General features: G+C 57.2%; 11 protein-coding genes. 3 read left to right on the forward strand and 8 right to left on the reverse strand.

Features of this window, described 5'->3' with window-relative positions; translation table 11 throughout:
* Positions 1–9 precede the first annotated feature (9 nt).
* The 7 genes from O4G22_RS05440 to O4G22_RS05470 all read right to left on the reverse strand — a co-directional run bounded on the left by O4G22_RS05440 (position 10) and on the right by O4G22_RS05470 (position 9938).
* Positions 10–3168 (reverse strand): efflux RND transporter permease subunit, encoded by a 3159-nt coding sequence (locus O4G22_RS05440; protein ID WP_306713965.1) that lies wholly within the window; start codon positions 3166–3168, stop codon positions 10–12.
* Positions 3169–3257: 89 nt separating this feature from the next.
* Positions 3258–4673 carry an efflux RND transporter periplasmic adaptor subunit gene (locus O4G22_RS05445; protein WP_306702357.1) on the reverse strand — a complete coding sequence of 472 codons (1416 nt, stop codon included), beginning with the start codon at positions 4671–4673 and terminating at the stop codon, positions 3258–3260.
* Positions 4674–4705: 32 nt separating this feature from the next.
* Positions 4706–5986, reverse strand: a complete 1281-nt coding sequence (locus O4G22_RS05450; protein ID WP_297405374.1) for a TolC family protein — start codon at positions 5984–5986, stop codon at positions 4706–4708.
* A 145-nt stretch (positions 5987–6131) separates the two neighbouring features.
* A complete protein-coding gene (locus O4G22_RS05455; protein ID WP_297405373.1) occupies positions 6132–6560 on the reverse strand; it encodes a hypothetical protein in 429 nt (142 codons plus the stop codon).
* Positions 6561–6642: 82 nt separating this feature from the next.
* A complete protein-coding gene (locus O4G22_RS05460) occupies positions 6643–7668 on the reverse strand; it encodes an ankyrin repeat domain-containing protein (protein WP_297408107.1) in 1026 nt (341 codons plus the stop codon).
* 12 nt (positions 7669–7680) lie between these two features.
* On the reverse strand, positions 7681–9162 hold the full coding sequence (locus O4G22_RS05465) for an MFS transporter (protein WP_290488831.1): 1482 nt from the start codon (positions 9160–9162) through the stop codon (positions 7681–7683).
* Between the two features lie 131 nt (positions 9163–9293).
* Positions 9294–9938, reverse strand: coding sequence for a hypothetical protein (locus O4G22_RS05470; protein WP_297405371.1), 645 nt, complete (start codon positions 9936–9938; stop codon positions 9294–9296).
* Between the two features lie 325 nt (positions 9939–10263).
* Between O4G22_RS05470 and O4G22_RS05475 the strand changes: the two genes are divergently transcribed.
* Complete coding sequence (locus O4G22_RS05475; RefSeq protein WP_290488834.1) at positions 10264–10851, forward strand: hypothetical protein; 588 nt, start codon at positions 10264–10266, stop codon at positions 10849–10851.
* Between the two features lie 111 nt (positions 10852–10962).
* Here the strand turns inward: O4G22_RS05475 and O4G22_RS05480 are convergent, their stop codons facing one another.
* Positions 10963–11880: an ArsR/SmtB family transcription factor gene (locus O4G22_RS05480; protein WP_297405370.1), complete on the reverse strand. Its 918-nt coding sequence runs from the start codon at positions 11878–11880 to the stop codon at positions 10963–10965.
* A gap of 37 nt (positions 11881–11917) precedes the next feature.
* On the opposite strand from O4G22_RS05480, the gene metK reads away from it, so the two are divergent.
* Complete coding sequence (gene metK / locus O4G22_RS05485; protein ID WP_297405369.1) at positions 11918–13102, forward strand: methionine adenosyltransferase; 1185 nt, start codon at positions 11918–11920, stop codon at positions 13100–13102.
* Between the two features lie 22 nt (positions 13103–13124).
* Positions 13125–14540, forward strand: a complete 1416-nt coding sequence (gene ahcY, locus O4G22_RS05490) for an adenosylhomocysteinase (RefSeq protein WP_094137334.1) — start codon at positions 13125–13127, stop codon at positions 14538–14540.
* Positions 14541–15114: the final 574 nt, after the last annotated feature.

Here is a 15114-nt window from a genome sequence, read left to right on the forward strand (position 1 = left end):
CTGAATGAATCAGGAGGTGGCTTTCAATTCCTTCCGCCGGGAGGCAATCCAGCGGGAAAAGAGTTTGGCTGTGGCCGGAATGATGAGCAGGTTCAGGATGGTGGCCGTCACCAGCCCGCCGAACTGGACGACGGCCAGAGGGCCGAGCAGTTCGCCTCCGGGCTGGTCAATGGCCCAGATCAGCGGGAGCAGTCCCAGCACGGTAGTCAGGGAAGTCATGATGATGGGGACCACGCGTTCCAGAGAACCTTCCCGTATGGCTTCCGCGGGTTCCATTCCCTGATGTTCCAGGGCCCGGTACCTGTTGAGCAGAATCAGGCCGCTGCGGATGGCGAAGCCGATGACGGTCACGAATCCCACAATGGAAGCCACGGAAAGAATGGGCGGGATATAGGCTTCCCCAAACAGGGAGGCCAGTGTGCCGGGAGAGGCCAGGAAAACGGCTACGATGCCGCCCACCAGGCACAGCGGTATGTTCACCAGGGTCAGCATGGCGCGCCGGACGCTTCCCAGTGCGGAGGATAGAAGCAGAACGATGAGCACCATGACGATGGTGCCCAGGGCGTAAAGCCGTTGTGAGGCGGATTCCCGCGCTTTGATAGTGCCGTCATAGTCCACGGTACAGCCCATGGCATTCATGACCGGGTCCAATTGTTCCCGACAGGCTTTCGCGAGGTCTCCCAGGTTGGAATTGGGGGAGGGATTGCAGGAAATCATGGCTTTCCGCATGGTGTTGTCCCTCAGGATGAGGTTGGAAACTTCCTCCCGGTACACCTGCGCCACGTCGTCCAGGCGCACGGTTTTTTTGTTAGGGGAAATAAGTTCCAGGTTTTTGACGTCTTCCATGGACGTTTTAAGTCTGGGATCAATGCGCAGCACAATGTTCCAATGGTCCTGGTTTTTGATGACTTCTCCCAGTTTTTGTCCGTTCATGGCCGTGGAAACCTGTTCCGCAGCATTCGCCATGGTCAGGCCGTAGGAAGCCAGGGCTTCCTGATTGTACTGCACGCGGATAGTATCCACCATAATTTCCCGGTTGGCGCGCGCATCCGCCACTTCCGGCATGTTCTCCAGAATTTCCTTGGCTTTCCGGGCGGCCAGGCGGAGCTGGGGCAGCTCCGTCCCGTAAATGTTGATGGCGATTTCCGAGTTGGAGCCGGATAAAGCGGAACTGATGCGATGGGCCAGCGGATATCCGATCATGGAGCTGGTGCCGGGAATGCCGTCAATGCATTTTTTGATGGCGGCGCGCAATTCTTTCTGGTCTTTCTTGAGGTCCACGCGCACGAGCAGTTCGGAGGCGCTGACGGGTTCTGCATGTTCGTCATTTTCCGCGCGGCCCGTGCGCTGGGTGACGCTGAGAACCCCCGGAATCTGTTCAATGTCTTTCATGACTTTCCGGGAGATACGTTCCGTTTCATCCAGGGAAGTGCCCGGCACCGTGCTGACGAATACTGTGTAGCAATCCTCGTTGAACGGCGGCAGGAAACTGGTTCCGAATGTGGACCCCAGCCACAGGGCCAGCAGCGTAATGGCTGCCATGATGGCGCAGACCGTTTTGGAAAAGCGCAGGCAGAATTCCAGAATGGGGGTATAAATGCGCTTAATGAGGCGGGAGCTGAGGGAGTCCCCACTTTCCAGAGTAACGGCGTTTTTGCTTTTCCTGAACCATATGTAACAGAGTACCGGAGTGATGGTGACAGCTACAATAAGGGAAGAAAGCAGGGCCAGCATGTAGGAGATCCCCAGCGGCCGGAAAAACTGGCCTTCCAGCCCGGACAGGAAGAGCACCGGAGTGAATACCAGCAGGATGATGACGGAAGAGAAGGAAATGGAGCCTACGATTTCGCTCTTGGCGTTCATCAGCACTTCATATTTGCTCTTGCGCTTATCCTTCGGCAGGGCGGCGTTCCGGTTCAGGTGCCTCCAGGCTATTTCCACGAAAATGATGGCGTTGTCCACCACGTCTCCCACGGCTACGGCCAGGCCGCCCAGGGTCATGATATTGATGGCCAGCCCGAAGACGGGGAACATCATCATTCCGAACAGGATGGACAGGGGCATGGAGATCAGCGTGATGATGGCCGTGCGCAGGTTCAGCAGCGTCAGGAAGATAACGATCATGACCACCGCTCCGGCAATGAGGAGGGTTTCCGTGCCGTTATCCAGGGACATTTCTATGAAATCCGCCTGCCGATAGGCGGTGGTGTGCAGTTTCATTCCCTTGGGAAGCTGGCTTTGGCTGAATTCCCTGACGGCTGCGTCCACGGCCTGCGTCAGGGCCAGCGTGTTGGCTCCCGGCACCTTCTGCACGGAAAGCACCACAGCGTCTTCCCCCATAAATCCGGCGTCTCCCCGCCGCGGCGCACCGTCTATCTTGACTTCCGCCACATCCTGAAGCCGGAGTATTCCGGAAGCATGATCCGGAACCAGGGCGCGGTTGAGCTGTTCAATATTGGCGGTGCGGGTATCCTGCTGAATGGGGAGTTCCTGCCCGGCCACATCCTCCAGATACCCTGCGGGGACGGAGGACTGGGATTCCTGAACAGCCGTTTTCAGGCTGGAAAGGTCCACCCCTGCCAGTTTGAGTTTATTGGGGTCGTAAATCACCTGGTATTCCGGCAGACGTCCGCCCAGCACCGTGACCTGGCCCACCCCGGGAATGGCCAGCAGGCGCGTGCGCAACTTGTATTCCGCCAGTTGCCGCATGTCCAGCTTGGAGGTGTCCTTGTCTCCCGTCAGGGCGATGAGCATGATTTCCCCAGTTATGGAGACGATGGGTGCCAGTTCCGGGGATGTTCCTTCCGGCAGGGATTCCCGGACTGCTCCAAGGCGTTCCGTTACAATCTGCCGGGCCTGGTAGATATCTTTGTCCCAGTCGAAATCCACCCATACGAAGGAAAGTCCGCTGCCGGAGGAGGAGCGGACGCCCTTGACCCCGGCGGTCCCGTTCATGGCGGATTCAATGGGAATGGTGATGTACTGTTCCACTTCTTCCGCAGTAAGTCCGGGGGCTTCCGTCTGGATGGTGACACGCGGAACCTTCAGTTCCGGGAATACGTCCACGGGAATATTTTTCACCACGAAGATGCTGATGATTGCCAGCGCAATCGTCAGCAGAATCACGGTGATCCTGTTATTCAGGCAGAATGAAATTAGAAAGTTCATGGATTTTTGTCGTTAAATACGGGAGATTCAAGGGACTGTTCCAAGGCGTTAGTGGTATTTGTTCCTTAATCTTTCGTTTTGTACATCGTTTAGTGTTCTCCTTCGTGGAACTGGCCGTCCGCGTGGAAGTGTCCGGCAGCTTTTTTGCTTCCGGCCTCTCCGGTGGGCAGGATGTATTTCAATTCATACCCTCCCTTGGTGACGATGGTCTGTCCCGGCATCAGCCCCCTGACGGGCGTTTTTCCCTGCCGGGAGGGCTGCGTTTCCACTTTTTTCATGACAAATGTGTCGTTCCCGGCCTTGATGAAAACCACGTCGTTCACCCCTACCTTGACGACGGCGCTGTTGGGGACGGGAATAAAGCCCTCCGCGGCGGCGTCATCGGAATACAAATCCAGCCGGGCCAGCTGGCCGGCATGCGCCCCTTCCGGCAGGCGGTCCGGAGTGAAATACAGGGCCCGGGACTGGGTGGAGGGATCTACCTGTTCGGCTACTCTCAGGGTTCCGTCCAGCAGTTCCGTATTTTTGCCGCTGGTCAGGGCCAGCCGGGCTTTTGCGTAATGGACGGGATCCGCCCCATAAATGGTCGTGGAAAATTCCAGATCCCCTTTATTGGTCATGACGAGGGCGGGCGCGCCCTGTTCTCCCCAGGCTCCCTGGGTCATGTTCACGGACTGGACGGAACCATCCGCCGCTGCGTATATGTAAAGCAGGTTATTTTTCAATACGCCGGATTCCATTACCAGTTTTAATTTATTGTTGCTGGCGGTCAGGGCGGCCCGGAGGCTGTGGATTTCCGCCTCTTTGAATTGGATGGAAGTATTCAGTTCGCTGTTGCGGGTGCCGATTTTTTCCAACTGGGCCCGGCGTTCCCTGAGGGTGTTGAGTTCCGCAGCGGCGCGGTCCAGCGCGGCCTGCGCCTGGGCGGCGTTCCCTTCCATTTCCACAATATCCGGGGAAGCCAGCGTGTACAGCAGTTCCCCTTTGCGCACCTGTTGCGCGGACTTGACGTTGAATGTTACGCGCCCTGCGGCGGGAAGGGCGTATGTGGTCACCGCATGGGGAGGGATGACCATCTGCCCGTGAAGGGTTTTTGCCGCTCCTTGGGAGGCTTCCGCCACTTTCTCAAAGCGCATGTCCAGGGAATGGCGCGCTTTTTCATCCACATGCACGGGAATCATGTCTCCCAGTTGGCCGGAATTTTTCCCCTCGTGCTCGTGTTCATGGCTGCTTGTGCAGACCTCTCCTTCCGCGTGCTGGTGGCCTTCCTGTTCATGGTCGCCTGTGCAGACGGTTCCGTCCGCATGCCTGTGTTCTTCATGGGCATGGCCTTGAGTACAGGTTTCTCCTGCCTTGTGCTGATGGTCGTCATGGCCGTGTTCCGCCGTGCAGGCGGAGCCGTCCCCGTGTTTGTGTTCCGCAGGGGAAGCTTGTTCTCCGCGTGCGGAATGGAGGCAGAAAACAGGAGCCAGGCCCAACATGATGGAAAAATAAAGATGCTTCATGTTCATTAAAGATGGTGGAGGATTGATGTGGATTAAAGGTTGGCGTGGGTGAGGTAACGGAGCTGGGCCTGAATGGCCATCAGCTTGTCCAGATTATCCAGAAAAGCCAGGCGGCTTTCGTAAAGCTGGTGGCGGTTTTCCGCCAGTTCCAGCAGGGAGGCTTCCCCAATGCCGTGCAGCTTTTCCATAGTCCGGACGGAGGCGGCGAAGGCCTCCATGCGCTGAAGTTCCGTGCGGCAGTGGCGGAGCGCCATTTGCTGGCTGGCGTCAAGCTGGCGGGCGTTGAATAATTCCGTTTTCCAAAGCTGGATGGTTTCCTGCCTGGACAAGTCCCGCGTGCCGCGGGCTTCCGCGATAGCCTTGCGGTTGCGGTTCCAAAGAGGAAGATTGAACCCTATTTCTCCGCCCACTTCCTTTTCTCCGTCATCGCGGGTGAAAGTGGGGCCGAGTTCCAGTTCCGGATACTGCCGGCGGATTTCCGTTTTGAATAATGTTTCCGTGGTAGCGTAGGCTGCCAGCTGGGCCTTGATTTTTGGAGAGGCGGTCAAGGCTGAAGGGCCGGGAGCCGGCACGGCGGCGGGCAGATGAAATCCCTGTTTGGTCAGGACCCTGAGTTTGCGTACCGCAGAAGGATGCAGCCCCATCAGTCTGACGAGTTCCATCTTTTGCTCCAATTCCGTTTCCGTTACGGTCTGGAGTTCCCGGATGGCGTCATTCATGCGCTGGGAAGCTACCTGCCGGGAGGAAAAATCCACTTCCCCCGCGCCGATAAGCTGTTCAATCATGCCGTTTTCCTGCCGGATGGCATCCAGCCGCTCCCGGATGACCGCCTTGCGGCGCCGGGTAACGGCCAATTTGCTCCATGCCTGGTCCAGGGAACTGAGAAAATCCAGTTCCGCCTGGCGGAGAGTCCAGAAATCAGCCTCCTTGTATTGTTCCGCCACTTTTTTTTCCAGGGCGGGGAGGCCGGTCACGGGAATGGTGAAGCCCAGGCTGCCGGACATGTTGAGCGTATTTTCCTGGAGGACTTGTTCAATACCCCAGGAAAAGGAGGGATCGTTCCACCAGCCCGATTGCCTGGCCACTTCATTGCCGGAGGCCAGTTTCAGCCGGGCTTTGTTCAGATCCGGATTCATGACCAGGCCGATCCGGCGGGCCTGGTTCTGGGTGATGGAGGTAGGGGAATCTACGCGGGAGGCCTCTTTCCAGGAGGCTTCCTCCGCGTTCAGGTCAATAGGCGCGCTGTGGTAGACGCTGCATGAGCTGAGCAGGGCTGTCAGGCTGAGCCCGGCGAAGAATGGTGTGGATTTCATGATGAAAAAGATAATAAAAACAGTTCGATCCAATCAGGTTGGGACAATGCGGCGAATAACTCCGCGGAAACAAATAAAGCGGACGCCATATTAAAGGCAACGTACCGCAGGAAACGCCTTCCAGGAACGTTTCTGAAAGAAGCCGTTAAATCAGCAGGGGAAGTTGAAAGCCTTCATGCGCCGGCCCGGTGTTCCTGAACGGGTCAGGGGGAGCCGGCGTTGCGGAATCCGATGTTTGGCTTATGAGAAGAAGAGAGCGGGCCAGATGATGAAAATCCGGCAATGTCTGCCAGATGACGTAAGGCTGGGGCAGAGGCGCATGAGGCACAGGCACCATCAGGTCACTAATCTCCAGCTGCCTGTGTTCGCAGAGATGCCCGGCCATAGGGGCGGAAGAACTGGGGCAGGATGTATCGTCCCCATGGCCTTCGCAGGGGGCGGCATCCTGATGGCAGGAACAGGAAAAAATGAAGATTTCTTCATGGCACGGGCACACGGAAACCATCCCCGTTCCGCCTATGACGACGAGCAGAAGGGTAAACAGCATGATGCCGGTGCGCAATGCTCTGACCATGGTATGCCGCAAATCCTAGAAAGGAGGCGTGAGGGGGTCAAGAGCAAAAGTGGCGGATGTCTGAACCCTGAAGGGAAGACCGTTATTTTCCCGCCGCTTTGCGGAGCAGATCCACAGTGTGTTCAAAGGCTACGCCGCGGACATCAATAATCCGGGAGTTTCCCGCGATGGCCCCGATGATTTCCTCCCGGAATTTTCCGGACTGTTCTTCCGTGAGCAGGTTTTTGGAGCTCAGGGAGCGCGTGATGAGCTGGAGAATATACCCTGTTTCCACGAATGACTGGCGTCCCACGGCTTTTTTCATGGCCTCCATGAATTCCGGCGCATGGGCGGGCGACAGACCAGCCACGGCTTTTTCATAAGCGCGGATGAAGGAATCCACCGGGGCTTTGGAAACTTCCGTCTTGGTGAGGTCAAAGCTGGATTGATAGGCGAGAGCCCCTTCTTCCGCCAGTTGAAGGGCATTTTTGCCGAATTTGTTGACGGCGGTCATGTCCGCCCCTTTTTCCAGCAGCAGGGCCGCCACCTGGAAATTGCCGCGCATAGCCGCCAGCATGAGGGGTGTAAATCCGTTGCCTTCCCGGTTATTGATGTCTGCTTTTCTTTCAATCAGCATGTCGGACAGGCGGTCCAGCCCGCTCCAGGAAGCCCAGTGCAGCGCGGTCCATCCGTCCTTGTCTTTCCGGTCGATTTCCACGCGGGGGTCTTCCAGAAGCCGTTCCAGGTAGGGGGCCCGCGTGGCTTCCAGCTTCAGCGTGGTTTCAATGTTGTTGTAGTTGGCGTAGCATATCCACATGACAGGGGTTCTGCCATGGGGATCCGTCATGTTGACAAAAGCCTTTCCTTCCGCCGCAGCCAGTTTTTCCCCTTCTTTCAAGGTCTGTGCGAATTCTTTCATTCCCTTGACCCGGGCTTCCTGCTCCTCCTGTTCCGAGGAGGCGTTGACTTCCTTGGCCTCCGCTTTTTTCATTACGGTAATCAGGTCCAGGGCCGGGTTGGGGTCTCCGGAAAAGGATTTGGAGACCAACAGGCTGAGACCGCCGAGGATGGAGCTGAACGCTACCAGGATGAGGGAATCCACAATGATGTTGCGCGTGTGCTGGTTCATAGTCTCGTAAGGTCAGGAGTTGGCTTCCGTAAGTTCTTCCGCCGTCAGGGCGGGGTCCGTTTCCGTTTCAATAGCGCTGATGGACGGCGGCTCCGCATCTTCCTCGGGATGGTCTGAGGTGATGGTCTTTCGGGTCATGATGATGGCGATGGGGCTGATTACGGCCATGGCCAGGTAAATGGTCCACATGAATTCCGGGGAGTCCCAGAAGCCGATGTGCCCGGTATCCATCTTGGCGCAGATGCCGTCATAGCAGAGGTAGGCGACGAGCAGGCCGCCGATGATGCCGTTGATGGGCTTGGCGATGAACATGGGAAGCGCCGCCAGAGACATGTAGGAGGCTACCTTGTCTTTCGGAGCCACCCGCGCCACGTATTCGGAGAAGCGGGGGGAGAAGAGAAGTTCCCCGAATGCGAACACCAGGATCTGCGCCACAATGGCTACCAGATACGCCTGGGAGCGCGTTTCGATGCCGGGCACCAGGTAGTACCATTCAATGGGAATGGCCATGAAAACGAGGGAGAAGGCAGAGATGGACATGCCCACAATCATGAGGCCCACGGTGGAGAAACGGCCCAGCACCGGAATGAGCAGAATGAGGCCGGAAACGATGATGGCCGGGTTGACGGCATTGATGGAGCCTATGGCAAAGTCGTCATATAGCGTGCGCACATAATATTTGGGCATCACCAGGAACTGCAGCGTGAAGACGATGCGCACGCCCATGGTCAGCACAAGGAAAAGGATCAGTTTACGGAAGGCGGATTCCCTCCACACTTCCATGAAGAGCTGGAGGGGCCTGCGGAGGGGGGCGTTGAGGTTCGCTTCCCGTTCGCTGGGTTCCGCATAGTTGTTTTCATTAATGAAGCGCGTGGTGATGCATCCCAGCAGCACCATCAGCGTTCCGAAGTTGATGATCCAGTATCCCCCGTCCACGGCGCCGAAATGCTTGCGGAAAAATTCAATCAGGAACACGTTCGCGATGACGGCGGAAATGTTCATCAGCAGGTAATAAATGTTGAAGCCCGTGGCGCGCGCTTTCAGCGGGGAGAAGCGCCGGATGGAGGTCTGGATGACGGGGGACATGAACGCCGTGCCGAAGGACATGATCAGGATGCCCGCCATGACGGCCACCCTCCCGGAGTCCACGGTGGGGCTGAGATCCGGGCCGAAGCCCATGATCAGGCGCCCGGCGATGAGGATGATGAAACCGATCAGGTAGGTGCGCCGTATGCCGATGATGTCGCAGATGGAACCCACCGCGAAGACGAAGGCGGAGATGAAAAGGGTGTACAGGCCTACCCAGAGAGCGGCGTCCGCATCGTTGAAGCTGCAATAGTCCGTCAGGTAGAGGACGAATACCGTAATCATGGAAAAGTAGGCCAGTCCGTCAAAGAATTGAACGACGTTGGTAAGCCAGAAATCCTTGGATACGGTTTTTAGGATTTTGAATTCCGAAAAGTACTTGAGGATGGGGTTTGCGGACTCATTCATGGAGAAGTGGAAGCGGTAGAGAAAAAGTTGACGACGGTGAAAGAGTGGGTTACACGCACCCCCGTTTCAAGATTTTTTTCTCCCGAAGGCCGGTTTAACCGGAAAAATGCGTTTCATCGCCGGGGAAACCGCTATCTGGGCAGAATGCGCCGGAAGCCTGCCACATTACACCATGACAGCGCTTTCAGGCATTGCTCCACAGCTATGGCGTCCGAAGGCAGAACGGGCCACAGTCCGGCTTCTTTCAGCCCTGATTTGGCTGTTTCCGCCGCTTTCCGTTCGCGGAATTGGGAGGGAAAAGCGGAGAAAGTGAAAAAGGCCCAGCAGGCCAGCCCGATGGCCAGCGCAATGTGGAATTTCAACAGTCCGGCCGCCAGCATTCCCAGCAGAATAAGAGCCGTGAAAAAAGGAATCATCGTGGCGCGCACAGAGGCGGTTTTGCGGGCTTTGGCGGCCGCCGGGTCTTCCCGGACCAGGCTGCTCATGGCCCAGGTATGGGCTACGCAGGCCAGCCTGCCTGCGGTCACCTTGTCTTCCCACGCCGGAGGAAGGCTGATGAGTCCGTTTTCATCCACTCCGGGGAACCGGGCTTCCTCCAGTTTCCGCTGGCGTTTTTCCGCGCCGTCCAGGCGGTGGATCAATCCCGCCGGGCCGGGGAAGCCGGGCAGTTCCCGGGATTCGTAGGTGCGCAGGGGAATGATGCCTTTGGTGAAACGCAGCGCGGCAATGACGCCGAGCACGACCACGGAAAGGAAAATCACTACTGCGAATAGCATAGACGGCTTTTTCTCATATGCCCGTGTGTCCGTCAATCTCTCCGGCTGGCATGAAGCCGCCCTTTCCGGACAGCCGCCGGGGGTGGATGCGCCCGCTGTTTTTTCCGCTTTTTCCTGCCTGAAACGCTTTGAAAACGGAAGAGCGGCGCTAATGTCGGAATGATCTGTGATTCAGGACGTTTCCATGTGCGGACGCACATTCCGGCATGGATTTTCTTCATGCCGGAAGCTCTGGATTTGTATTGCTTTTCCGGAGTCTTTCATGTAATTGCTGACCGCAATGGTCCGTATCCGGGAATGCTTGAAGAAGTGGCTGCCGTTTGTCATGATGGCGGCTGCCCTGGGTGCGGCCCCCGCCCAGGATGTGGCGTGTCCCGATGCCGCGGATCTGGATTTGGACCTGGTTAAACTGAAAAGTGGCCCCAGGGGAAAACAGAGGGAGGCCATGCGGAAAGTCCTTCTGCTGGTGCATCTGAAGCAGAAGGAAACGTGGCTGGCGGAATCCACGGGAGAGGGGGCCGTGCATCTGGCGGCGGAAATTTCCTTCCGCCGGTATTTAGCCTCAGTGGATATGAGCGGATGCCCGGAGGAATTCAGGCGTGCTTTCCTCCGGTATGCAAAGCTTCTGAATTCCTTTGAAGAGAAAGATTTGAAAAGCGTCACGGATTTTCCTGCGGTTCCTTTGCAGGCTGCCGGAAGAGAGCTGTTCCGGGTGCTGCTTACTTACCGTCTGGAACCGGAGCATCTGCTGGAGGAAATGAAAGAGCTGGTGGATGAGGAAATTGAGGGAAAGGAGGAACTGTCCGCCGAACAGATGATGGATATTGTCCGGGGAGTGCGGGAGGCCCTGCAATCCGGCAGCCGCCCCTTTCCTGAGGAAAGGCTGCCGGAGGACAGAGATTCCGGAATGTAGCGGCTTTTCATGGACGGCGGCATGCCGGTGCCGTAAAAAATCTTGCGCAGGGCGTGCCGGGGAGGGCGCCCCGGCTATTCCGGGTGGAAAATGGATTGAGACGGCTGCTCGTCACGGTTTCCAGGCGGCGGCCATCAGAGTCTGGAAATGGGGCGGGTCCGGCTCCCTGTCCACAATATCCGTGTGGATATTCCGGAATCCCGCTTCCTTCAGCATGCTTTCCAGGGCGGCGGGCGTGAAGCCCAGCCAGCGGTCCGCATAAAGTTCACGGGCCTCTTCCTGGCCATGCTGGAGCAGATCCAGCACCACCAGGCAACCGCCGGATTTCAGAATGTTCCACGCGGCTTCCAGCGCCCTGGACGGCTTCTGCGCATGATGCAGGGCCTGGCTGAGCAGAGCCAGATCCACCGTGCCGGGGTTAATGGGCGGCGCTTCGATGTCGCCCAGGCGGTATTCCAGATTGTCCAGCCCGTGTTTGCGCGCCAGCTCCTGCCCCAGCTCCACCATGCTGGGGGAGTTGTCCACGGCGATCACCTGTTTGGCGCTGGGGGAGATAAGCTGGGAAACGAAGCCTTCCCCGGCCCCCAGATCCGCCACTACGTCATAGTTCAGAATGCGGAGCAGGGCTCCGGCCAGCGCTTTCCAGGAACGGCCGGGTGCGTAGTTTTTGCCCAGACGGCACACTACTTCGTCAAAATAGGCCTGGGTGCGGTTTTTGCGCTTGTCCAGGATGACCTGAAGGGCTTTTTTGTCCGTTTCCGCCTCCGGCAGTTCCTCGCAGGCTTTCAGAGCTACGTTGTGCAGGTCGCCTGCCAGGGAAAGAGTGTAAAAGACGTTTTTCCCAGAGCGGGCGTCCTCCACCACTCCTTCCTGCCGGAGCTGGGCCAGCTGGCTGGAAATGCTGCTCTGTCCCATGCCCAGAATTTCCTGAAGCTCCGCGACGCTCAGGGATTCTTCATTCAGCACGTTGATGATGCGCAGGCGGGTGGGATCTGCCAGGAGTTTGAGCGTTTTTAGGGTTGACTTCATAGCGGAATAATATATCAACATATCGAGATTTATCGATATGAGCAGAAACACCCCTCACATCTTTACGTCGGAATCCGTTGGAGAAGGCCATCCGGACAAGGTGGCCGACTACATTTCCGACTCTATTTTAGACGCCTGCCTGGCTCAAGACAAAACTAGCCGCGTTGCCTGTGAAACGCTGGTGAAAAGCAATATGGTCATCATTGCCGGAGAGCTGACGACCAAAGCGGTGATTGATCCGGAGAAAATCGCTCGCCAGGCCATTCGGGAGATTGGGTACTGCAACAGTCAGGACGACGATGTTTTCCATGCGGATACCGTCTTTTTCACGAACCTGCTCACGGAACAGTCTCCGGATATTGCGCAGGGGGTGGACGCCCGGGAGGCGGAGGGCAAGGGCCATGCGGAGCAGGGCGCCGGAGACCAGGGCATTATGTTCGGATTCGCAACGAATGAGACTCCGGAGCTGCTTCCGGCCCCCATCGTATTTGCGCACAAGCTGCTCATTGAGCTGGCCAGGCGGCGCAAATGCGGGCATGTGGACTGGCTGCGCCCGGACTGCAAGTCCCAGGTGGCTGTGGCCTATGGCGAAGACGGGCGTCCCAAGCATATTGAAAACGTAGTTATTTCCACCCAGCACACGGAAGACGTGGACCGTGGCACGATTTACTCATATTGCGTCAAACTCATTAAAAATGTGCTTCCTGCGGAATTGCTGGATGAGAGGACGGAATACTTCATCAATCCCACCGGGAAATTCGTGGTGGGAGGCCCCCACGGGGATTCCGGCCTGACGGGCCGCAAAATTATTGTGGACACGTACGGCGGCATGGGCCGCCACGGCGGCGGAGCCTTTTCCGGGAAAGACCCGTCCAAGGTGGACCGTTCCGCCGCGTATATGTGCCGCTGGGTCGCCAAACACATTGTGGCTGCCGGGCTGGCGGACAAATGTGAATTGCAGGTGGCCTACGCCATCGGCTACCCCACTCCGGTTTCCATCCGGGTGGATACGTTCGGCACGGGAAGAGTGGAGGAAAAATCCATTGAAGACGCGCTGGAAAGCATCTTTTCCTTCAAGCCTGCAGATATGGTGAAACAGTTGAACCTGCTTCAGCCCATTTACCGGAAGACGACGCACTACGGGCATTTCACCAATCCGGAGTTGCCCTGGGAACAGCTGGACGAAACGCGCCTGGCCTTCCTGAAACAACTTCTTCATTAATCCTACGACAACGCTTACAGACATGTTTTCAGAAACGGAACAATACAAAGTGCGCGATATCGGCCTGGCGGATTTCGGCCGCAGGGAACTGGATATTGCGGAGCATGAGATGCCCGGCCTGATGGCCGTGCGCGAAAAGTACGCCTCCGCCAGGCCCCTGGAGGGCGTACGCATCATGGGCTCCCTGCACATGACGGTGCAGACGGCCGTGCTGATTGAAACGCTGACGGCTCTGGGCGCTTCCGTCCGCTGGGCGAGCTGCAACATTTTCTCCACCCAGGACCACGCCGCCGCCGCCATCGCCAAATCCGGCACGCCCGTGTTCGCCTGGAAGGGGGAGACGCTGCGGGAATACTGGGACTGCACGTGGAAGGCCATGAACTTTCCTGACGGGCTGGGGCCGCAGCTGATTGTGGATGACGGCGGAGACGCCACCCTGCTTATTCACCGCGGGTATGAAATGGAGGAAGGCTCCGACTGGGTGGATACCCCGTCGGAATCGGAGGAAGAGGAAGTCATCAAGGCCCTGTTGAAAAAGATTGCCGCGGCAACTCCGGGCATTTTCCATCGCTGGCTTCCCGAACTGAAGGGCGTTTCCGAGGAAACGACCACCGGCGTGCACCGCCTGTACCAGATGCAGGCCGCCGGTCGTCTGCTGATTCCGGCCATCAACGTGAACGATTCCGTAACCAAGTCCAAATTTGACAACCTGTACGGCTGCCGCGAGTCCCTGGTGGACGGCATCAAGCGCGCCACGGACGTTATGGTTGCCGGCAAGGTGGCCGTCGTCTGCGGCTACGGGGACGTGGGCAAGGGCTGCGCCCAGTCCCTGCGCGGCATGGGGGCCCAGGTGGTCGTGACGGAAATAGACCCCATCTGCGCCCTTCAGGCCGCCATGGAAGGCTACCGCGTGCTGACGGTGGAAGATACGCTGGGCTGGGCGGATATTTACGTGACCACCACGGGAAACTGCAACATCATCCGCATCGAACACATGGAAAAGATGAAGGACCAGGCCATTGTCTGCAACATCGGCCACTTCGACAATGAAATCCAGGTGCACAAGCTCCAGACGTATCCCGGCATCAGTCATCTTAACATCAAGCCCCAGGTGGACCGCTACACGTTCCCGTCCGGCAACAGCCTGTATCTTCTGGCGGAAGGCCGCCTGGTCAACCTGGGCTGCGCTACGGGCCATCCCAGCTTCGTGATGTCCAACAGCTTCGCCAACCAGGTGCTGGCCCAGCTGGAGCTGTGGAATACCCGTAAAGACCGTTCCGTGGGCGTGGAAGTGCTGCCCAAGGTGCTGGATGAGGAAGTGGCGCGGCTGCACCTCGCCAAAATCGGGTGCAAGCTGACTGTCCTGCGTCCGGAGCAGGCGGACTACATCGGCGTTCCGGTGGAAGGGCCTTATAAACCGGACTTTTACAGGTATTAACTTTGTAAGGGTTTTCTTTTCCTGGCCGTTCCGCGCGGACTTTCCCGACGGAACGGCTTTTTTATTTTCCCGGTAACGGGTGGAGCAGGAGGGCAGCCCGTTTATTTTCCTTCCTGCTTTTATGCAGGTCCCCTGTGGGTAGTGAAAAAAGGAAGGCTTTTTATCCTGTCTTTAAAGTTTAAATACCTTTCCGGCAGGCAACACGGAAGCAGTATTGGAATGTTGGCCAGACAAAGCCTCGGCCTGCTTGAAGGATTTCCCAAAACCGCTTGAATTTAGTAAAGGGGGCGGTTATCGAATGAAGCATAGGAGAAGAGCAGGAGCCTTTTCTTCTCCGCCAGAATCAGCCTCATCAGGCGGGCGGCTTTCTGGTATGTTATTTCCGCAGGCTTATGTCTGCCGTATATCTCTTCCTTGATAAAGAGGTTTCTGATTGTAACAGAAAAGAATATTTAAAAATGACGAATTCCAAATTCGGAGTCAAGGTTAAATTTTGAAAGAAAGGAGCTTCTGAAAATAAGTTTCCCCAATGACCGGGACCTTTCGTCTTCATGATTCCGTCCGGGGCTCCCCA

The organism is Akkermansia muciniphila (assembly GCF_030848305.1).
GTDB classification, from domain to species: domain Bacteria; phylum Verrucomicrobiota; class Verrucomicrobiia; order Verrucomicrobiales; family Akkermansiaceae; genus Akkermansia; species Akkermansia muciniphila_A.

What these genes read in the sequence shown, in the direction of transcription:
- O4G22_RS05475 (WP_290488834.1), top strand. Translation starts at nt 10,264, where the DNA reads ATGATGGCGGCTGCCCTGGGTGCGGCCCCCGCCCAGGATGTGGCGTGT.
- ahcY (WP_094137334.1), top strand. Translation starts at nt 13,125, where the DNA reads ATGTTTTCAGAAACGGAACAATACAAAGTGCGCGATATCGGCCTGGCG.
- O4G22_RS05445 (WP_306702357.1), bottom strand. Translation starts at nt 4,673, where the DNA reads ATGAAGCATCTTTATTTTTCCATCATGTTGGGCCTGGCTCCTGTTTTC.
- O4G22_RS05460 (WP_297408107.1), bottom strand. Translation starts at nt 7,668, where the DNA reads ATGAACCAGCACACGCGCAACATCATTGTGGATTCCCTCATCCTGGTA.
- O4G22_RS05440 (WP_306713965.1), bottom strand. Translation starts at nt 3,168, where the DNA reads ATGAACTTTCTAATTTCATTCTGCCTGAATAACAGGATCACCGTGATT.
- O4G22_RS05450 (WP_297405374.1), bottom strand. Translation starts at nt 5,986, where the DNA reads ATGAAATCCACACCATTCTTCGCCGGGCTCAGCCTGACAGCCCTGCTC.
- O4G22_RS05465 (WP_290488831.1), bottom strand. Translation starts at nt 9,162, where the DNA reads ATGAATGAGTCCGCAAACCCCATCCTCAAGTACTTTTCGGAATTCAAA.
- O4G22_RS05470 (WP_297405371.1), bottom strand. Translation starts at nt 9,938, where the DNA reads ATGCTATTCGCAGTAGTGATTTTCCTTTCCGTGGTCGTGCTCGGCGTC.
- O4G22_RS05455 (WP_297405373.1), bottom strand. Translation starts at nt 6,560, where the DNA reads ATGGTCAGAGCATTGCGCACCGGCATCATGCTGTTTACCCTTCTGCTC.
- O4G22_RS05480 (WP_297405370.1), bottom strand. Translation starts at nt 11,880, where the DNA reads ATGAAGTCAACCCTAAAAACGCTCAAACTCCTGGCAGATCCCACCCGC.
- metK (WP_297405369.1), top strand. Translation starts at nt 11,918, where the DNA reads ATGAGCAGAAACACCCCTCACATCTTTACGTCGGAATCCGTTGGAGAA.